Source organism: Streptomyces kanasensis (assembly GCF_043077165.1).
In the GTDB taxonomy this organism is placed as follows: Bacteria; Actinomycetota; Actinomycetes; order Streptomycetales; family Streptomycetaceae; genus Streptomyces; species Streptomyces changanensis.
In genome coordinates, this window is record NZ_JBIBSF010000003.1 from 336727 (window position 1) to 355780 (window position 19054).

Here is a 19054-nt window from a genome sequence, read left to right on the forward strand (position 1 = left end):
GTCAGAACAGGCCGCGTTGCACCACCTCGACCGGCAGGGTCGTGCCGCCCTCCGCGCGGGCGAGCTCCCACCCCGCGGCGAGCCGGCCGTCGAGCACGACCTGCCGCCCGTCGTCCAGCTCCAGGTGCAGGTCGGGCCCCGCGACGGCGAGCACCGTGCCGCGCAGCTGTCCGCCTCCGGCGAGGCGTCCGACGACCCCGTCGACCCGCTCCACGTACCGCAACCCGAAGACGTCGACGTGGTCGCGCACCCCGTCGAGGGGCAGCGCCTCCAGGGTGTCGGCCCATCCCCCGACGGCGCGGGCCTCGCGGTACGCGCGTTCGATCCGCTCGGCCCTCGCGGTGGGTCCCGGCAGGTCGACCCGGGCCAGGCGCTTCGCCGCGTACGGGATCCGGTCGGGCACGCCGAGCGCGGCGCCCAGCACCTCCTCGGTGCGCCGGGCGGCCATCAGCGGCCCGCGCCCGAGCCAGGCGAAGGCGACGGCCCCCTGTTCGAGGAGGCGCGCGTCGCCCCGTTCCTCGGCGGTGATCCCGACCTTGAGGAGCGCGCCGCCGAACCAGGCGAGGTACACGCGGAAGACGCGCGGGTCGTCCAGGGCCGTGTCGGCGGCGACGGAGTGCGCCCGGTCGAGCCGCGCGCACTCGGGGCACGTGCCGCCGGTGCTCCGGGCGGGGACGACGGCACCGGTGGGGCAGGGGTTGCCGCGCGCTCCCGGGCAGCGGCGCTCTCCCGTGACACGGAAGCCGAGCTCGCGCCCACGAGTGAGCGGGCTGGTCCGCCCGCCTTCCCAGGCCCAGACGGGCCGGCCCGCGACCCACCGGACGCCCCGGCAGCGCCAGCCGCCGCTCACGACGCGTCGGCTGCCGGCGCGGACCCGCCCACCGGCGCCCCGTCACGGCGGCCGTGGGCGCCCGCCTCCACCCTGACGCCGGGAGCGCCCGGCAGCGGCACCACGGGCGGGGCACCGGGGAGGAAGGGACTGTTGCCGGCGGTCAGCACCATGCGGGCCACTGTCCCACACGCCCACCGCCGCTCCGGCAGCGCACGGGCAGGCGTGCGGCCTGCTCAGGGCCCGTGCAGCTCGGTCTCCCACGCCTCGAACGGCGGTTCCGCCGTGTAGTCGGGGTCGCACCGCATCCGGATCCACTGGGCGACCCGGTACTGCGCCTCCCCGTCGTTGAGCGTCCGGCCCTCCTCGTCGACCTCCAGGACGTTGGTGAAGATGGCGAAGGCCATCTCCAGGTCCGACCCGAACCGGAACAACCGGTCCCGGTAGTCGATCCCGTCGAGCAGATCGACGTCGAGGGTGTCGTTGGCCAGGTAGAAGGCGAAGAACCGGATGGCGGCCCGTACGTCTGTGGGTAGGTGCGTCACCGGCCCATGATGGGCGAGGCCCGCGTCGGGGCGTCCGGGGTGACGCCGGCGGACCGACCGGTGCCGCCGACGCGGCCGGCGGCGCTCCCCGTCGTACCCGGCGTCCATCCGACTCTCCGACGCGGTGGGTGGCTCGAACGGCCGAGCCCCGTCGCCGTACTTCCCCGCGGCACGCCCGGGCAACGCAAGAGGCCCCGGATTTCTCCGGGGCCTCTCATCTGTGTGCACTCGGCAGGATTCGAACCTGCAACCTTCTGATCCGTAGTCAGATGCTCTATCCGTTAAGCTACGAGTGCCTGCCAGCGATCTTACTCCCTGGCTTTCCTCCCGGGCTTTTCGGCCCGGTCGGCGTTGCGGGAACAACATTACATGACCTGCGCCGGGACGCGAAATCCATTAGCCAAACCGCCTCCGACCTGGGCAAATCACCCATCGGCGCGATGATCCGGGGCCGGGAACGGCAGAAGCCCCGGCCGTGGGGCCGGGGCTTCCGTGGGGCGGAGGCGGAGGGATTTGAACCCTCGATGGGCTTTAAGACCCAAACCGCATTAGCAGTGCGGCGCCATAGACCGGACTAGGCGACGCCTCCACTGCACCCGTGCTCGCGCGTGAGGTGCGTGCAGATGATGACACAGCCCAGGGCCGCGCCACCAATCGGTGACAACGGTACTAGGCGCGAGGGGCGCAGGGCAAAGGCTTACGGTTGCGCAACGCGGAGGGCAGTGCAGCGTTAGAGGGGTGGGGCCGGGCCCCACCGGTGCCCCTCATGGTTCCCGAGCGTCCTGGAGTACGCATGCTGCGCCGTCTCGTCCTCACCTCCGCCGCCTCCCTCGCCGCCCTCGGCGTCGCCACCCCCCTCGCCGTGGCCGCGCCGCTGCCCCCGCTGCCGTCGCTGCTCGGCGCCCCCGACTCCCTGACGATCACCGTCGAGCGGTCCGGCAACCCGACGGCCGACGGCACGTTCAAGCTGGAGTGCGACGGTGACCGGGGCACCGGTACCCACCCGCGTGCCCAGCGCGCCTGCGAACGGCTGGCGGAGCTGTCGCAGGACGGTCAGGACCCGTTCAGCCCCGTGCCGCAGGACCGGATGTGCACCCAGCAGCACGGCGGCCCCGCCACGGCCCGGATCGAGGGGACCTGGCACGGCCGGCCGGTCGAGGCCGAATTCGCGCGGACCAACGGCTGCGAGATCGCCCGCTGGGAGAACATGCAGCCGGTCCTGCCGCAGGCGCGGTCGTAGCGCCACGCCGCGCTCACCAGGAAGAACGGGCCGGGGGCGTACGCCATGCGCACACAACCTTGCTCAGAGCTCCCCCTCATCCGCCGTCGCGCGTGCACCCCCAGCCCTTAGACTCCCTCCCGTAAGCGGCAGTAGGTCAGTGGGAGGAAGCGTCGTCGTGAGCAGCAGGCCATCCCGAGGCGCTGCTCGCCTCGCAGCCATACTCGACGCCCTGCCGGACGGGCTCGTCCTCGTCAACACCAACGGCACGGTCGTCAACGCCAACACCATCGCCCTGGAGATGTTCGAGACGCCCGGCACGGCGCTCGTCGGCCGGGGGCTGCTGGACCTGTTGCCCTCGTTCGACTCCCGGCTCATCCCCGGTTCCATGCGGCGGCCGGAAGCGGCCGATCCGCTCGGCCGGACGAAGCCCACGCGCATGGTGGCCCGCCGGACGGACGGCGACGAGTTCCCCGTCGAGGTCACCAGCGCCGGCCTGGAGGACGGCCGCGAGGCGTACGACGCGTACGGCGGCGGCTACAGCGGCGACGAACTGCTGATGATCGTCGTGCGGGACCTCTCCGGGGCCCTCGACACCGAGGCCGAACTCGCGCGCTCGCAGCGGCAGACCGAGATGATCCTGCGCGCCGCGTCGGAGGGCGTGGTCGGCACCGACACGGACGGCCGCATCGTCCTCGTCAACCCCGCCGCAGCACAGATCCTCGGCTGGCGCGCCAGCGACCTGGGCGGCCGCGAGCTGCACCCGCTGATGCTCCACTCCAAGGCCGACGGGGAGCCCTTCCCCTACGACGAGTCGCCGCTCGCCGACACGCTGCGCTCCGGACGCAAGCACCGCGTGCGGGGCCAGGTGGTGTGGGCGAAGGACGGGTCCTCCGTGCCGGTGGACCTGACGACCGCACCCGTGCGGGACGGGGACCAGCTCGTCGGCGCCGTGATGACCTTCGCCGACCGGCGGCCGTACGAGCAGCTCACCGAGGAGCACGCCGCCGAGGTGGCCGCGCTCGCGGAGAAGCACGAGACGGAGACCGCCGCGGTCGCCGAGCGGCACGCGGCGGAGGTCGCGGCGCTCGAGGAGCGGCTCGCCGAGGCCGACCGGCGGCACGAGGCGCTCACCGCGCGGCACGCCCAGCTGACGGCCGTGCTCGGCGACTCGCTGCGCGGACCGCTGCTGGAGCTGCGCCGCGAGCTCGGCACGCTCGCCGCGGACCCGGCCGGGCAGCTGTGGCCCGAGGCCAACCAGATCCTGCACCACCTGGCCGCCGGGTACGCCCGGATGACGACCCTCGTCGACAACGTCCTCGGCTTCCAGCGGCTGGACGTGGGCGAGGAGGAGCTGCGCAAGGAGCTGGTGCTGCTCGACGCGGTCGTGGCGAGCGGCATCGAGGGCGCGGTCGAGCTGATCGGGCCGGGTCGGGTGCAGTTCGCGGTCCACGCGCCGCCGATCGAGGCGGAGGTGGACGGCGTACGGCTGTCGACCGCCCTGGCCCACCTCGTGGCGGACGTCGCCGGCGTCGACTCCACGGGCAAGGCCCGGGTGGTGGCCGACGGCGGGTACGCCGGCTCGACCATCGTGGTGGCCGCCGCGCAGCGCGGCGACGTCGTCCGCATCGAGGTGCGCGGCCCGTACGCGGGCGGCGACCCGGTCCACGAACCGATCGTGCGCGGCATCGTCCGCGCGCACGGCGGCGTCCTGCAGACCCATGAGGTGCCGGGGACGACCGGCGGGGCGTACGTACTGGAGGTGCCGCTCGGCGAGGGCGGCGGCGCGGTTCCCACCGCGGAGCGGGGGGACGGCGCGGCGCCCGGTGCGGAGGTCGGCACGGCGGGCGCCGAGGGCACGGAGGGTGCCGGGGCCGTCGCGGCGCCGGAGACCGGGGCGGGCGGGGCAGCCGTCGTGCCCGCGCAGGGTTCCGGCGCGGCCGGCGGGATCGGGCGGCGGCGCGCGCGGCGCGCCTCGACGGACGCCTTCCTCGACAGCCCGGTACGCGCCGAGGACCCCGTGGCCGCCGGACCGACCGGCCGCCGCCGCGCCGCCCCGGGCACCGGGGGCGGTACGGGGGAGCAGCAGCTGATCCCCGCGCAGGACGCGGGCGCCACCGAGCCGACCGGCAGGCGGCGCGGGCGGCCCAGCCCCGCCGAGTCCCCCGCGCCTTCCGCCGCCCCGGCCCTCCCGCCCGCCGAGGGGTCGGTGGTCACGGCCGCCGAGTCGGCGCAGGCGCGCCCGGCCGCGCTCGGCGACACCGTCCCGCCGCAGGGCGTCGCCCCGACCGGCGAGGCCGTACCGGCCGGCCGGCGGGCGCGGCGTGCACTCGCGGCGGGTCAGGAACGCGCGGCGGCGCCCGAGGGGGCGGCCCGTTCCGCGTTCGCCCTGCCGCCCGCCGAGGCGGACCGCGTCCAGCCGCAGGGGCAGGCGCGGGTGTTGCCGCCGCAGGCGCGGGCGTTGCCGCAGGCGCAGGGCTTGCCTCCGGGGGCGCAGCCGGTCGCGCCGGCGCACGCACGGCCGGTCGCGCCGGTCGCGCCGGTCGCGCCGGTTGACGAAGGGCGTCACGACGCTGTGCGGTCGGTGCCGGGGGCCGATCACACGCCGCCGCTGCCGCATCCCCTGCCGATCGCCCCGGGCGCCACCCCGCCGCCCGGCACCCCGATCGCTCCCGGCACCACCGCGGTCCCGCCGGGTGGTGTGGTCCCGCCGGGTGGTGTGGCCGGTGCGGGCGCTGCTCCGGCCGAGGCCGCCTCCGCGCCCCTGCCGCCCGTTGCTCCCGTCACCGTGCCCCCCGCCTCCGCGACCCCCGACGCGGCGCCCGTGCCGCCGCCGGACGCTCCCACCGCGCCCGGTGATGCCGGAGCCGTACCGCGGGCGACGCCGACCGGGCGCCGCCGCGCGGTGGCCGCCCCTGACGCACCGGCGGCCCCCGGCCCGGCCACGCCCGCCGCCGGCACCCCGGCCGCCGGCACGCCCGCCGTGCCGCCCGGGGACGCGACCACCTCCACCCAAGGGCGGGCGTTCAGCGTCCGCACCCTCGGTCAGGGCGTGCCGTTCGCCCGGCCCACGACCGCTCCGCAGCCCCAGACGCCCGCGCAGGGCACCGGGTCCGGGCGGCGCCGCAAGCTGGCCACGCCCCCGGAGATCGACCCGCAGGACATGGCGGACCCGACCGCTCCGGCGGCACTCCCCGGACAGCAGCCCCCGGTGCAGCAGCCCGCCGCCCCCCAGCCGCCGGCGCAGCAGCGTCTCGCCGCACCCGCCGCGGAGGGCCGCGCGTACGAGATAGGGGCACCCGACGAGGGCGCGGACGAGGGTCCCGAACCGCTGGACGGCCCCGGTGGCGCCGTCGAGGTCGCCAACCAACCGCCGCCGCGTCCCGTCGACGACGAGCTGCCGCCCGAGCCGCTGGACAACCCCCGCCGGCTCCTCGTGTGGCCGGCGCCGGACGTCGCCACGCAGCAGGCGCTGAGCGACCGCGGGTACCGGCCGGTGATCGTGCACTCCCGCGAGGAGGTGGACGCGCAGATCGCGGCGTTCCCGGCGGCTCTGTTCGTCGACCCGCTGACCGGACCGATCACGCGGACGGCCCTGCAGTCGCTGCGCCAGGCGGCCGTCGCCGCCGAGGTGCCGGTACTGCTGGCGGCCGGACTCGGCCAGGCGACGCGGGAGGCGGCGTACGGCGCCGACCCGGCCGTGCTCCTCAAGGCGCTGGCGCCGCGCGACAGCGACCAGCACCCGTCGCGGGTCCTGCTGATCGAGGAGCACGACGAGATCGCCCACGCGCTGGCGGCGGCGCTGGAGCGGCGCGGCATGCAGGTGCAGCGGGCCGCGGCCGACACCGACGCGGTGGCGCTCGCCACCCGGCTGCGGCCGAACCTCGTCGTCATGGACCTGATGCAGGTGCGGCGCAGGCGGGCCGGGATCATCGACTGGCTGCGCGCCAACGGACACCTGAACCGCACCCCGTTGGTCGTCTACACCTCGGCGGGACTCGACGCGGCGGAGCTGCCGAAGCTGGCGTCCGGCGAGACGGTGCTGTTCCTGGCGGAGCGGTCGACGAGCGCCGAGGTGCAGTCGCGGATCGTCGACCTGCTCGCGAAGATCGGCACCAACTGACGCCGGTCCCCCACCGCCCGGGGGACGCGGCGGCCCCGCGGTGGGACGGGGCCCCGCGGTGACGCCGGTTCACGGTCGCGCGGGCCCGGACACGGGCCCCGGGGGACGCGGCCTCGCGGTGACGACACGGGCCTCGGGAGACCGGACGCGGCGGCCACCGGGGAGCCATCGGATCCGGGTCCCCGGGCCCCGGGCGAGCAGCGCAGGAGGAGGGGGCGGGCCCGGCCCGCCCCCTCCTCACCCACCGACCCGCGCGGTACGGGTCAGAGCTGTGTGACGTCCAGCTCGCCCTCCGCGTACTGCCTGCGGATCACCTTCTTGTCGAACTTGCCGACACTGGTCTTCGGCACCGCCGGGATGATCGCCCAGCGCTCCGGCAGCTGCCACCGCGCGATGCCGGCCTCCGCGAGGAACGCCCGCAGCGCCACGTAGTCCGTCTCGGCACCCTCCTTGAGGACCACCGTCGCGAGCGGGCGCTCGCCCCACCGGTCGTCGGGGACGGCCACGACGGCGGCCTCGGCGACGGCCGGGTGACCCATCAGGGCGTTCTCCAGCTCGACCGACGAGATCCACTCGCCGCCCGACTTGATGACGTCCTTCGCGCGGTCGGTGAGGGTGAGGAACCCGTCCGGGCTGATGATGCCGACGTCACCCGTCTTGAGCCAGCCGTCCGCGCTGAACTTGTCGTCGGGCCGCAGCGGTTCGCCGGTCGAGCCGCCGTAGTACGCGCCGGCGATCCACGGGCCGCGGACCTCCAGCTCGCCCGCCGACTCGCCGTCCCACGGCAGGATGTCGCCGCCCGGACCGACGAGACGGGCCTCGACACCGGCCGGGAAGCGGCCCTGTGTGATCCGGTACGGCCACTCCTCCTCGGCGGTCAGTCCCGCCGGCGGAAGGGCCATCGTGCCGAGCGGGGACGTCTCCGTCATGCCCCAGGCGTGGCAGAGGCGGACGCCGAGCTTGTCGTACGCCTCCATGAGGGAGGGCGGGCAGGCGGCGCCGCCGATGGTGACGGAGGCCATGGAGGAGAGGTCGCGCGGGTTGGCGGTGACTTCGGCGAGCAGGCCCTGCCAGATGGTCGGCACGGCGGCGGCGTGCGTGGGCCGCTCCTTCTCGATCATCTCGGCGAGCGGAGCCGGCTGGAGGAAGCGGTCCGGCATCAGCATGTTCACGCCGGTCATGAAGGTGGCGTGCGGCAGGCCCCAGGCGTTGACGTGGAACTGCGGGACGACGACGAGCGTCGTGTCGCGGTCGGTCAGCCCCATGGACTCGGCCATGTTGACCTGCATCGAGTGCAGGTAGATCGAGCGGTGGGAGTAGACGACGCCCTTCGGGTCTCCGGTGGTGCCGGAGGTGTAGCACATGGCGGCGGCCTGGCGTTCGTCCAGCTCGGGCCAGTCGAAGGTGGTGGGCCGGTCCGCGATGAGCTCGTCGTAGTCGTGGACGCGCGGCGCGGCGCCCGCCAGGACGGAGCGGTCCCCGGCGCCGGAGACGACGACGTGCTCGACCGTCGGCAGGTGCTGCAGCAGGGGGGCCAGGAGGGGGAGGAGGCTGCCGTTGACCAGGACGACCTTGTCGGCCGCGTGGTTGACGATCCATATCAGCTGCTCGGCGGGGAGGCGCAGGTTGAGCGTGTGCAGGACGGCGCCCATGGAGGGGATCGCGAGGTACGCCTCGACGTGCTCGGCGTTGTTCCACATGAGGGTCGCCACCCGGTCGTCGCCGGTGACCCCCAGTTCGTCGCGCAGGGCGTTGGCCAGCTGCGTGGCCCGGGCGCCCGTCTCGGCGAAGCTGCGCCGCTGCGGCTCCGGTCCGCCGGTCCAGGTGGTGATCTGAGACGTGCCGTGGATCGACATCCCGTGGTGCAGGATGCGGGTCACGGTCAGCGGTACGTCCTGCATGGTGCTGAGCACGGCGTCCTCCCGGTGGGCGCTCGCTTCGCGGCAGTGTGGTGTGGAGATTCTGCGCACATACCAAGCGGTATGTCACTACCTGAAGGTTCGCCGTTTCACGTGAAACATCCCGTGCGGGGTCCGCTCGGGCACCGTGCCGGGCGCCGCGTCGCGTCGTGCGCTGCCGTACGGGCGACCGTGCCGTGACGTGCGGGTACCCCTCCGGGTCACCGTACCGGCGCGAGCTCCGGGTCGTCCCGGAGTTTGCCGAGTGCGCGGGAGACGGCGCTCTTGACCGTGCCCACGGAAACCCCGAGCAGCGCCGCCGTCTGCGCCTCGCTCAGGTCCTCGTAGTACCGGAGGACGACCATGGCCCGCTGACGGTCGGGCAGCCGCATGACCGCGCGCCACATCGCGTCGTGCAGGACCTGGCGCTCGGCCGGGTCCGGCTCGGGCACGCCGTGCGGCTCGGGCAGTTCCTCGCACGCGAACTCGTCGACCTTGCGCTTGCGCCACTGCGACGTGCGGGTGTTCACGAGCGCGCGGCGCACGTAGCCGTCGAGGGCGCGGTGGTCCTCGATGCGCTCCCAGGCGACGAACGTCTTGGTCAGCGCCGTCTGGAGCAGGTCCTCGGCGTCGCTCGGGTTCGCGGTGAGCGACCGGGCGGTGCGCAGCAGGAGGGGTCCCCGGGCCCGTACGTACGAGGAGAAGGACGGGTACCCGGTGGCGGCCGTGGAGGCTCCGGCGCAGACGGGGCCAGTAGTCGCGGTCATATGGACCACGCTAGGAGCGGCGGCCCCGCGGGGGATCGCCCCCAGGTCCCGAAAGCGGGTCCCCCTCAGGTTGTAGGGGTGGTGCGGGCCCCACCTCCTGAAGGTGGAGGAGCGGCGGCCACCTGGTCGGGGTTCCGAAGGCGTCGGCGGTGTGCCGGGGTACCGGCCGCCGGAGCGTCGTTCCCGGCCGGAGCGGGTGCGGCGCCGCGCCGCCGGGTCCGTTCGACCAGGACGAACGTCACGCTGATCAACAGCGCCCACGCGCCGAACTTCGTCAGGGCGACCGGCTGCCAGCCGTCCAACTGGTGCGGGTAGCTCCAGGCCCCGACGTAGGTGGCGGCGTTCTCGGCGACCCACAGGAAGAAGCCGATCAGGACGAAGGAGAGCCCGAGCGGCATGCGGTGGCTCCGCCCGCCGACGGTGTACCGGACCCACGCACCGGCGGTGACGGCGAGGAGGCCGGCGGCGAGGACCCAGCGGGCGTCGGGGAGCCAGTGGTGGGTGAAGAAGTTGACGTACACGGCGGCCGCGACGGCGGTGGTCGCGGTGGCGCGGTAGCCGGAGACCCGTAGGTCGAACAGGTGCCAGGCGCGGCAGACGTAGCTGCCGACGGCGGCGTACAGGAATCCGCCGTACAGCGGTACCCCGGCGACCTTCGTGACGGCGTCCTCGGGGTAGGTCCAGGAGCCGAGCTGCACCTTGACCAGCTCGAAGGCCAACCCGATGACGTGGCAGACCGCGATGACACCGGTGTCCCGGGCGGTGTCCCACCCCACCCGGCGGGCGACGACGGCGAGCAGCACGCCGTACGCCAGGACCAGGTCGTACCGCGCGACCGGCAGTTGCGGCAGCAGCCCGGAGACGGCGATCCCGCCGACGAGTGCGAGGGCGAAGGCGCAGCAGCGGAACTGGAGCAGCCCGAAGAGCAGCAGCTGTCGCAGGGCGTCGCGGATCGTGTCCATGGCGGGAAGGACGCACGGGCACGCGCGGCGGGTTTCGGGGTGCCGGGCGTTGGGGCTCCCGGGACGGCCGTGGGCGAGGGGCGACGGGCCCGGGCGCAGGGCGCTGGGGCCCGGCGCCGTGGGCGCGGGGCGAGGGGCGACGGGCCCGGGCGCGGGGCGCTGGGGCCCGGGACGGGCCCGGGCGCGCACCCGTGAGACCCAGACGGGGCCCGGGCGGTCAGAGGCGGGCCGCGAGTCGCGCCTTCGCCTCCGGCCACTCGTCGGCGAGGAGGGAGAAGTACACGCTGTCGCGCCAGGTGCCGTCGGGCCGGCGGCGGTGTCGGCGCAGCACGCCCTCCCTGCGGGCGCCGAGCCGGGCGATGGCCGCCTGGGAGCGCTGGTTGAGGTGATCGGTCTTCAGCTGCACGCGGCCCATGCCCAAGTCGTCGAAGGCGTGGGTGAGCAGGAGGAGCTTGGCCTCCGTGTTCACGGCGGTGCGCCAATACGCACGGCCGTACCAGGTCCAGCCGATCTCCAGTCGCTCGTCGTCCGCGTCGATGTCCAGGTAGCAGGTCCACCCCACGGCTCGCCCCTCGGCGCGGTGCACCACGGCGAACGGCACGTACTCGCCGCGCTCGGCAGCCTCCAGCACCTCGTCGAGTTTCTCCGCGAGCTCCGCCTCGGAGCGCGGCGCGGGCCCACCCTGCCACCGCCACACCTCCTCGTCCCGACCGCCGGCGGCGAACAGGTCGCCCAGGTGGTCGGCGGTGAGCGGCTCCAGGCGGACGTGTCGTCCGACCAGGGTGGTGGATGTGGGTCGGGTGGCAGACATGACGGCAACCTAACCGACCGTTGCACTAGCGGCAAGAAGGTATCGCGCTAGTACAAACGGGAACCCCTCCCGCGACCCACGCACCGGAGGCGGCCCGCCCGCCCCCGCGCCCACCCCCGCAATTCCCACTCGCAGCAATTCGTTGATTCTTCGACTTTCTATCGGAACCTCACGGGAGGCTCAAATGCATTGAGCCACCGCAAGGCCTTCGGATAACTTCACGGGGTCGAACCGCGGCCCGTCACACATCGACCGGACGGAACTCGCGGGTACGACGGAAACGGGAGACAAATGAAGAACTTCAAGCGAGCCCTGGGTGTCGGCGGGGCGGTCCTCGCCTGTGTCATGGCGTCGGCGACGACGGCCCACGCCGCCCCGGTCAAGGGCACCGGCAAGGCGTACTACGGCTGCACCAACACGGTCTTCGTGTGGAAGGCCGCCGGCAAGGTCCACGCCTACGCGCAGCAGGACTGCAAGCAGGCGAAGATCAAGATCATGCGGCCCACGATCGCGCTGTCCGGCAACAACGGGAAGCAGTTCGTGACCAAGGGCAAGGCGTGCACCAAGGTCAACACCTGCCGTACCCCCACCGTGACGCTCAAGGCGAACAAGGGCTGGACGTACCGCGCGTCCAACGCGGGGACGGGCTCCTTCGCCCAGGCCGGAGCGGCCGACTTCTGGTGGCCCACCAACACGGTCGCGCACGCGTCCCTGAAGGGCTGACACCCACCGAGGACGACGCGTCCGACGGACGACAGCGGCCGGCTCCCGGAACTCTCACGGTTCCGGGAGCCGGCCGCGACGCGTTCCACTCAATCCGCCGGGTGCGGGCCGACGGGAAATACCGCCCCCGACCGGAATTCGCGAATTCAGCGCGTACGCGACTGCGTGACCCTCACCATGTTGCCCGCCGGATCGCGGAATGCGCAGTCACGGACGCCGTAGGGCTGGTCGATGGGCTCCTGGAGCACTTCGGCGCCGGCCGCCCGCACCCGCTCGAAGGTGGCGTCGCAATCGCCGGTGGAGAAGATCACGCCCCGGAGCTGGCCCTTGGCCAGCATCTCCGCCATCGCCTGCCGGTCCGCCGGGGAGGCGTTGGGGTCGGCGAGCGGCGGTTCGAGGACGATCTCCACGTCGGGCTGCTCGGGCGAACCGACGGTCACCCACCGCATGCCCTCGAAGGCGACGTCGTTGCGCACCTCCAGTCCGAGGGCGTCACGGTAGAAGGCGAGCGCCTTGTCGTGGTCGTCGACGGCGATGAAGCACTGGGAAAGCTTGATGTCCATGCCGTCGACGCTACGAGGCGGCGGCGGATTCCGCTTCTCCGTTCCTGACCGCTTCTCCGTTGCTGGCCGGTGTGCCGTTCCTGACCGCTTCTCCGTTGCTGGCCGGTGTGCCGTTCCTGACCGCTTCTCCGTTGCTGGCCGGTGCGCCGTTCCGCACGGGCCGCGTCAGGACCTTGGCCACGCACGCGGGGACGGCAGCACCCGCGTCGTGCCGGCGGGCCCGGTACGCGCTCGGTGTCTCGCCGACCAGTTCGGTGAAGCGCGAACTGAACGACCCGAGCGAGGTGCACCCGACGGCGAAGCAGACCTCCGTCACACTCATGTCCCCGCGCCGCAGCAGCGCCTTCGCCCGTTCGACGCGCCGGGTCATGAGGTAGCCGTACGGCGTCTCCCCGTAGGCGGCGCGGAAGCTGCGCGAGAAGTGGCCCGGCGACATGTGGGCGCCACGCGCCAGCGTCGGCACGTCCAGCGGCCGCGCGTACTCCCGGTCCATCACGTCCCGCGCACGACGCAGCCGCACCAGATCCTCAAGCGTCACACCCCCAACCCTCCCACGCCCTCCCGACAAACGAGCCGCCCACCAACGGTCCGTCCGCCATCGACCCCCGCGAAGCCCAGCGGACACGGCACCGGGCCCACACCGCCCACTCCACGGTGCCTGGGTCCCGTGGCGGACGGGACGGGGGTGAGCGGTGGTCGGGTCGGTGGTGAAGGTTCGCTCCAGCGTGACCGCGTACACACGCCCAGGATTGGTGTACGCCTCAGCGACCGAGATCACGGACGCGGCGAACGCCGCAGGATTGCGCGCCTTGGCCGAGCGACTCACGGGGCTCGCAGATCCCGGCCTCAGGGGCGGGTACCACGAGCATCTTGAGGGCGGCATCGATCTCGAAGAGGGCTCGACCCAGCCTGATCCTGGCCCCAGACGAAGCGCTGTGGAACCACGCCGGATACGGCCGGGAAGGCGGAACCGGCCGGATTCGAACCGGCGTCCTCGCGGTTTTGGAGACCGCGCGCGACGACCTCTGCGCTACAGCCCCGCCCTGCCCGCCATCCCAAGGACTCCCGCTGCTGTCCCGGTGGGATCGGTGCCCCCTGGCCGTGCCGTTCGGCCGGTGACCGGCGACGAAGGCAACGGATACCGACGGACAGCGCGACGAACGGCCCCCGACCGTCGATCCTGGTCAGGGGCCGCGCACCTGGCGGTGGGTGTGGGATTTGAACCCACGGTGACTCGCGCCACGACGGTTTTCAAGACCGTTCCCTTAGGCCGCTCGGGCAACCCACCTCGCTCTGCCCGCCTGGGGCAGGGCGGGTACAGCGTACCGGCCCCCGGTCGGGTGCGGGGCCGTGGCCCGCGGGGGGTGCCGGGTGAGGACCGGAGCCCGGCACCATGCGGGCGGTGACGGTGTGTCGCCCACCGCGGGCCGGGCGAGGAGGGGCGGCGGGTCATGCGAAGTCGTACACCGCCCAGTCGGTGAGCGGGACGTATCCGATGCGCTGGTAGAGGGCGTTGCTGGTGGGGTTGGCGGGGTCCGCGAACAGGGCGACGTCCGTCGCGCCCGCGGCCAGCGCGGCCCTGCTCACCTCGACCGTCACGGCGCCCGCGTAGCCGCGGCCGCGGAGGTGCGCCGGGGTGAGGACGGGGTCCACACGGACCATGCCGCCGACCATCGCCGTCGAGCCCGCCAGGGAGACGGGGGTGCCGTCCGGGGTCTCCCAGAACGTGAACTGCTTGTCGGCGAAGCGGGAGCCGGCCCAGGAGGCGGCGTCCACGGCGGGCGCCTCTCCGACGGCGTCGCAGAACTCGCCGCACCAACGGACCACGTGCTCGTGGTCCTCCTCGCCCGCGACCCGCCCCCGGCCCTCCGGGCGCGGCTCCGGCGGGGTGAGCGTGCCGAGACGGTACAGCCGGATCCGCTTGCCGAGCGTCGGCGCCGCGCCGGTGTGCCGCTGCCACGCCTCGGCGAAAGCGGTGGCGGTGCCGTGGTCCGCGCTGACGTAGGGGAGGGAGTGCCCGAGCGCCGCCAGGCGGGCGGCGAGGGCGTCGGCGTGCTCGGCGGTGAGCGGGGTGAGGCTCAGGCCACGGGACGGGAGCCGGTAGAACGCGGCGCGGACCTCCCCCGCCCGCTCCAACCGGCCGAAGAGGGGGATGCCGCCGCCGTACGCGCCCGCCCCGTCGGTCCGCAGCTTCTCGGTCACCGTCAGCGGCATGGTGTGCAGGGCGGGCCGTGAATGCAGGAAGTCCCCGGCGCGGGCGAGGAAGTCGTCGACGTCTTCGGTGAGGTGCCAGTCGTCCGGTCGCATGCCGCATGATCTCGCCTGCCGGCAGGCTTGCGCCCCCCATCCGGTTCGCGAGCCGGGCCGGTTGACGCCTGTCGGCCGGAACAGGCCACATCACCGGCCCCGAGGTGCGCGGGCCCGGGGCGGGGCGGGTGGGGGCCGGGCGGGGTCGTGTGGCTGGGTGTGTCGGGCGCGTCGGGGTGGGGAAGCCGGATCGGGGGGTACGCCGGGGTCCATGACTCTTTCCTTCGACCTGTTGCCCGAGGAGGACCTGCGTGAGGCGATCGGACTGCTGGTGCGGCTGGTCGAGTCGGCCGGTGCGCTGATCATCTTCGTCGGGGCCGCGTGGGCCTTCGCGCAGTTCGTCCTCGGCATGGCGCGTGACCGGGCTCGGACCGGGGCGTTCAACCGGATCCGGCTGCGACTCGGACGGTTCCTCGTGCTGGGGCTGGAGTTCCAGCTCGCCGGGGACGTGCTGCGGACCGCCGTCGCGCCGAGCTTCGCCGAGATCGGCCAACTGGCCGCCATCGCCGCGATCCGGACCGCCCTCAACTACTTCCTGGGCCGCGAGATCGCCCAGGAGCGTGACGAGATCGAACGCGCGCGCAAGCAGACGGCCGGGGACGGCCCGGGGCCCTCGACCGGCGGCGACCGCGCGCCCGCCACCCCGTGACGGCGGTCCTGCTCCAGGCGTCCGTCCTCTGTGCGGCCATGGGCCTGCTCGCGTGCCCCTTCGCCTACCGGGCGACCGGCCGCGCACGACCGACGCTGGCGGTGCTCCTGGACTTCCTCACCGCCGCGGGACTGCTGCGCCTCGCCGCGGCGCCCGACTGGCAGGGCATCGCCACGGCCGCCGCCGTCATCGCCCTCCGCAAGGTCGTCTCCGGTGCGTTCGGCCGGGCCGGCCCGTCAGCCGTACGCCCCCGCCACGGAGGTCACCCGCGCGGGTGAGACGCACGGCCGGCGGAGGGGCGTACGCGGCGCCCGCCGCCTGCGAACGGGCCGCGCGCCCCGGCGGGCGGCGGGCGCGGCGCCGGCACCGGCTCCGGCGCCGCGCCCCTACCCTCACGCGTGTTCCGCACCGCCAGCTCCCAGGAGACGCCCGGAGGGTTCCACGACCGTTCCCCTGGCCCGTGTGACCCGGAGGGTCCTCGTCGACGGCCGGACGGAGGGGCCCGGCGAGCACATGGTGTCGTTCCTCGCCGCCGGCGGTTGCGCGGCCCTGTCCGCCCTCGTCTACGCGGGCGCGATGACGTACACGCTCGCCCACCACCGGCACTGGGACGTACCGGCCGCGCTCTTCGTATCCGTCTCCTTCGCCCTGATCGCGCTGCTCTCGTCCGTGCCGCACCTGGTCGCCGAGGCCACCGTGAACACGGGCAGCGCCTTCCCGCGCGCCCTGATGTGGGGCACGGGCCTCACGCTGGCGGTGCTGCAGGTCGTCGCCGCCGTCATGGGCGACGCGCGGTTCTCGATGTGCGCGCTGATCGGGGCCGTCACCGTGCCGGCCGTCGCCTGCTTCGGCGAGATGGCGGCGTACGCGCTCGCCGAGGCGTGAGACCCGCGGCGGAAGGCGCGGGAGGACCTCGTCCGGGGCCCTCCCGCGCGTGGGGCGGGCGGTCAGTCGCCCTTGCGCTCGCCGAGCGTGATCTTTACCTGCTTCTCCTGGCCGCCGCGCTTGTACGTCACCGTCACGGTGTCACCGGGCTCGTGCGTCCAGATCTCGCTGATCAGCGTCGGGCCGCTGTCGATGATCCGGTTGCCGAAGCGCGTGATGACGTCCCCCGGGCGCAGCCCGGCCTTGGCCGCCGGGCCGTTCGGCGTGATCGCCGCCGTACCGCCGGTGGCCTGGTCGACGATGGTCGCGCCCTCGCCCTTCTCCGTCATGTTCACGGTCGCGCCGATCATCGGGTAGACCGGCTCGCCCGTCTTGATCAGCTGCTCGGCGACGTTCTTCGCCTGGTTCACCGGGATGGCGAAGCCGAGGCCGACCGAGCCCGCCTGCGACTGCCCCAGTCCGCCGGAGCCGGGTGACTGGATGGCGGAGTTGATGCCGATGACCGCGCCGCGCGCGTCCAGCAGCGGGCCGCCGGAGTTGCCGGGGTTGATCGAGGCGTCGGTCTGGAGCGCGCTCATGTACGAGTTCTTGCCGCCCGAGCCGTCGCTGGAGGCGACCGGGCGGTTCTTCGCGCTGATGATGCCGGTCGTCACCGTGTTGGAGAGGCCGAACGGGGCGCCGATCGCGATCGTCGCGTCGCCGACGGCGACCTTCTCGGAGTCGCCCAGCGGGAGCGGCGTCAATCCGGAGGGGGCGTTGCGCAGCTTGAGCACCGCGACGTCGTAGCCCTGTGCGCGGCCGACGACCTCGGCTTCGTACTCCTTGCCGTCGGGGAACGTCGCCGTGACCGCGCCGCCGTCCGCCGCCGACGCCACGACGTGGTTGTTGGTGACGATGTGGCCTTCCTTGTCGTAGACGAAGCCGGTCCCCGTACCGCCCTCGCCCTCCGCCGCGCCCGACTTGGCCTCGATCGTGACGACGCTCGGCAGCGCCTTGGCCGCGATGGCCGCGACGGTGCCGGGGTCGCGCTTGAAGTCGGCGGGGGTGTCGCCGGCGGAGATGGTCGTCGAGGCGGAGGTGTCGTTGCGCTCGGCCGCCCAGTAGCCGAAGCCGCCGCCCACGCCACCGGCGACGAGCGCCGCGACGAGGACCGCCGCGATCAGGCCGCCGGAACGTTTGCGCGGGGACGGCGGGACGGGCGGGAGGCTCGGGGGCGTACTCCATCCGCCCCATCCCCCGTGGCCGCCGCCGGCCGGGGTCTGACCGCCGCCCGCGGGGCCGCCACCGGGGTGGCCGCCGCCCTGGTGGCCGCCGCCGACCTGGCCCGCGGCCGCGTGCGCGTGCGCGTCGGCCGGCATGGAGCCGCCGTCGTGCGCCCCCGGCTGCTCGTGGCCGGGGGCGGCGTACGCCGGAGCGGGCGCACCGTGCGGCGGGTACGCGGGCGGCGCCGCCGGAGGCGGCGGGCTCGCGGGCCTGCCGGGGGCCGCCGTTGGGGACGCGGCCGTCGGGTACGCGGCCGTCGGCTGCTCCGCGGCCGGAGCGGCGGACGCCCCCGGAGTCGCCGGGGCCGGGGCCGCGGCCGGAGGTGCCGGTGTCGTCGACGGCGCGGGCTCCGCGGCACCCGGGGCGGCAGTGGCGGGGGCGGTGGGCCGCTGGGGGGTCTCCTCGGGAGCGGGCGCGGACGGGGCGTCGGGGGCGGACGGGACCGCGGTGCCCTCGTTCTCGGTGCTCACAGCTCGTTCTCCTCGGTGTCCACGTCGTCATCCACGTCGTCGCTCGGCACGAGCCCACCGTGCAGCGTCCGTGTGCGCACTCAGCTTTACCTACTGCTCGTCAGGCCACTGTAAGCGGGACCTGTGCGTCCGCCACCGCTCCTTTATCCCAGACAAATGGGGCGTGCCCCGATGCGGCCGAAGTACACCGGCCGGTGTCGGCCGGGCGGGCGAACGGTGGCACCATGTCGCGGTGACCCACGCACGACAGCACAGCATCCGAGTCGTCGCCCACCGGGGTGCCTCCGAGGAAGCGCCCGAGCACACCCTCGCCGCCTACGTGAAGGCCATCGAGGACGGGGCGGACGCCCTGGAGTGCGACGTGCGGCTCACCGCCGACGGACACCTGGTCTGCGTGCACGACCGCCGCGTCAACCGCACCTCCAACGGGCGCGGCGCGGTCTCCGCCCTGGAGCTGGCCGACCTGGCCGCCCTGGACTTCGGCTCTTGGAAGGACCGGTACGAGAGCCCCGACTGGGGCGACCCCGAGTACACCTCGGTCCTCACCCTGGAACGGCTGCTGGAGCTGGTCGCGGACGCGGGACGCCCCGTCGGGCTGGCGATCGAGACGAAGCACCCCACCCGCTGGGCGGGCCAGGTGGAGGAGCGGCTCGTCCGGCAGCTGCGCCGGTTCGGCCTGGCGGACCCGGCCACGCCGGAGGAGTCGGCCGTGCGGATCATGAGCTTCTCCGCCCGCTCGCTGCACCGCGTGGCGGCCGCCGTGCCAACGGTCCCGACCGTGTACCTCACCCAGTTCGTGTCGCCCCGTCTGCGGGACGGGCGGCTGCCCGCCGGCTCGCGGATCGCCGGTCCCTCGATCCGCATCCTGCGCAGCACCCCCACGTTCGTCGAGCGGGCCCACCGGGCCGGTCACGAGGTCCACGTGTGGACGGTCGACGACCCCGACGACGTCGACCTGTGCATGCGCCTCGGCGTGGACGCGATCATCACGAACCGTCCCAGGCAGGTCCTGTCACAGCTGGGGCGTACGCCCCTGTAGT

At 74.2% G+C, this 19054-nt stretch carries 18 protein-coding genes, 4 tRNA genes and 1 pseudogene; 8 read left to right on the forward strand and 15 right to left on the reverse strand.

Features of this window, described 5'->3' with window-relative positions; all coding sequences use genetic code 11:
* Position 1: 1 nt before the first annotated feature.
* The 5 genes from ACF053_RS10350 to ACF053_RS10370 form a co-directional block, all read right to left on the reverse strand.
* Complete coding sequence (locus ACF053_RS10350) at positions 2-850, reverse strand: DUF2797 domain-containing protein (protein WP_391953476.1); 849 nt, start codon at positions 848-850, stop codon at positions 2-4.
* Positions 847-1002, reverse strand: a complete 156-nt coding sequence (locus ACF053_RS10355) for a hypothetical protein (RefSeq protein WP_391953477.1) — start codon at positions 1000-1002, stop codon at positions 847-849. Before ACF053_RS10355 ends, ACF053_RS10350 begins: the two co-directional genes overlap by 4 nt.
* Positions 1003-1065: 63 nt before the next feature.
* The gene (locus tag ACF053_RS10360) at positions 1066-1374 is read right to left on the reverse strand and encodes a DUF7677 family protein (protein WP_391953478.1); all 309 of its coding nucleotides are present in this window, start codon (positions 1372-1374) and stop codon (positions 1066-1068) included.
* Positions 1375-1597: 223 nt separating this feature from the next.
* Positions 1598-1670, reverse strand: a tRNA-Arg gene (locus ACF053_RS10365).
* A gap of 202 nt (positions 1671-1872) precedes the next feature.
* Positions 1873-1963: transfer RNA gene (locus ACF053_RS10370), tRNA-Ser, on the reverse strand.
* Between the two features lie 204 nt (positions 1964-2167).
* On the opposite strand from ACF053_RS10370, the gene ACF053_RS10375 reads away from it, so the two are divergent.
* The gene (locus ACF053_RS10375) at positions 2168-2614 is read left to right on the forward strand and encodes an SSI family serine proteinase inhibitor (RefSeq protein WP_391953479.1); all 447 of its coding nucleotides are present in this window, start codon (positions 2168-2170) and stop codon (positions 2612-2614) included.
* A gap of 157 nt (positions 2615-2771) precedes the next feature.
* A complete protein-coding gene (locus ACF053_RS10380; RefSeq protein ID WP_391953480.1) occupies positions 2772-6716 on the forward strand; it encodes a response regulator in 3945 nt (1314 codons plus the stop codon).
* A gap of 263 nt (positions 6717-6979) precedes the next feature.
* On the opposite strand, the gene ACF053_RS10385 is transcribed toward ACF053_RS10380, so the two are convergent.
* From ACF053_RS10385 to ACF053_RS10400, 4 genes are all read right to left on the reverse strand, one after another.
* Positions 6980-8629 carry a long-chain fatty acid--CoA ligase gene (locus tag ACF053_RS10385; protein WP_391953481.1) on the reverse strand — a complete coding sequence of 550 codons (1650 nt, stop codon included), beginning with the start codon at positions 8627-8629 and terminating at the stop codon, positions 6980-6982.
* Positions 8630-8835: 206 nt separating this feature from the next.
* Entirely contained in the window at positions 8836-9381 is a 546-nt protein-coding gene (locus ACF053_RS10390) for a SigE family RNA polymerase sigma factor (RefSeq protein ID WP_391953482.1), read from the reverse strand.
* Positions 9382-9446: 65 nt separating this feature from the next.
* A complete protein-coding gene (locus tag ACF053_RS10395; RefSeq protein WP_391953483.1) occupies positions 9447-10343 on the reverse strand; it encodes a DUF817 domain-containing protein in 897 nt (298 codons plus the stop codon).
* A gap of 217 nt (positions 10344-10560) precedes the next feature.
* Complete coding sequence (locus tag ACF053_RS10400; protein ID WP_391953484.1) at positions 10561-11154, reverse strand: GNAT family N-acetyltransferase; 594 nt, start codon at positions 11152-11154, stop codon at positions 10561-10563.
* 291 nt (positions 11155-11445) lie between these two features.
* Here ACF053_RS10400 and ACF053_RS10405 point away from each other — a divergent pair, with 291 nt between their 5' ends.
* Positions 11446-11877, forward strand: coding sequence for a hypothetical protein (locus tag ACF053_RS10405; RefSeq protein WP_391953485.1), 432 nt, complete (start codon positions 11446-11448; stop codon positions 11875-11877).
* 146 nt (positions 11878-12023) lie between these two features.
* Here the strand turns inward: ACF053_RS10405 and ACF053_RS10410 are convergent, their stop codons facing one another.
* Positions 12024-12440, reverse strand: coding sequence for a VOC family protein (locus ACF053_RS10410; protein WP_391953486.1), 417 nt, complete (start codon positions 12438-12440; stop codon positions 12024-12026).
* A gap of 10 nt (positions 12441-12450) precedes the next feature.
* Positions 12451-12978 carry a helix-turn-helix transcriptional regulator gene (locus ACF053_RS10415; protein ID WP_391953487.1) on the reverse strand — a complete coding sequence of 176 codons (528 nt, stop codon included), beginning with the start codon at positions 12976-12978 and terminating at the stop codon, positions 12451-12453.
* Between the two features lie 214 nt (positions 12979-13192).
* Between ACF053_RS10415 and ACF053_RS30235 the strand changes: the two are divergent.
* Positions 13193-13330: pseudogene (locus ACF053_RS30235) on the forward strand (Imm32 family immunity protein); the annotation flags it as partial.
* A 75-nt stretch (positions 13331-13405) separates the two neighbouring features.
* Here the strand turns inward: ACF053_RS30235 and ACF053_RS10420 are convergent.
* The 3 genes from ACF053_RS10420 to ACF053_RS10430 all read right to left on the reverse strand — a co-directional run bounded on the left by ACF053_RS10420 (position 13406) and on the right by ACF053_RS10430 (position 14747).
* Positions 13406-13480, reverse strand: a tRNA-Trp gene (locus ACF053_RS10420).
* Between the two features lie 160 nt (positions 13481-13640).
* Positions 13641-13728, reverse strand: a tRNA-Ser gene (locus ACF053_RS10425).
* A gap of 161 nt (positions 13729-13889) precedes the next feature.
* Entirely contained in the window at positions 13890-14747 is an 858-nt protein-coding gene (locus tag ACF053_RS10430) for a GNAT family N-acetyltransferase (protein WP_391953488.1), read from the reverse strand.
* 211 nt (positions 14748-14958) lie between these two features.
* Here ACF053_RS10430 and ACF053_RS10435 point away from each other — a divergent pair, with 211 nt between their 5' ends.
* The 3 genes from ACF053_RS10435 (at position 14959) to ACF053_RS10445 (ending at position 16281) form a co-directional block, all read left to right on the forward strand.
* Positions 14959-15396 carry a DUF1622 domain-containing protein gene (locus ACF053_RS10435; protein ID WP_391953489.1) on the forward strand — a complete coding sequence of 146 codons (438 nt, stop codon included), beginning with the start codon at positions 14959-14961 and terminating at the stop codon, positions 15394-15396.
* Positions 15393-15674: a hypothetical protein gene (locus ACF053_RS10440; RefSeq protein ID WP_391953490.1), complete on the forward strand. Its 282-nt coding sequence runs from the start codon at positions 15393-15395 to the stop codon at positions 15672-15674. Before ACF053_RS10435 ends, ACF053_RS10440 begins: the two co-directional genes overlap by 4 nt.
* Positions 15675-15858: 184 nt before the next feature.
* Positions 15859-16281, forward strand: a complete 423-nt coding sequence (locus ACF053_RS10445; protein ID WP_391953491.1) for a hypothetical protein — start codon at positions 15859-15861, stop codon at positions 16279-16281.
* Between the two features lie 62 nt (positions 16282-16343).
* Here ACF053_RS10445 and ACF053_RS10450 read toward each other — a convergent pair whose 3' ends face one another.
* The gene (locus ACF053_RS10450; protein ID WP_391953492.1) at positions 16344-18014 is read right to left on the reverse strand and encodes a S1C family serine protease; all 1671 of its coding nucleotides are present in this window, start codon (positions 18012-18014) and stop codon (positions 16344-16346) included.
* A gap of 232 nt (positions 18015-18246) precedes the next feature.
* Here ACF053_RS10450 and ACF053_RS10455 point away from each other — a divergent pair, with 232 nt between their 5' ends.
* Entirely contained in the window at positions 18247-19053 is an 807-nt protein-coding gene (locus ACF053_RS10455) for a glycerophosphodiester phosphodiesterase (RefSeq protein ID WP_391953493.1), read from the forward strand.
* Position 19054 lies beyond the last annotated feature (1 nt).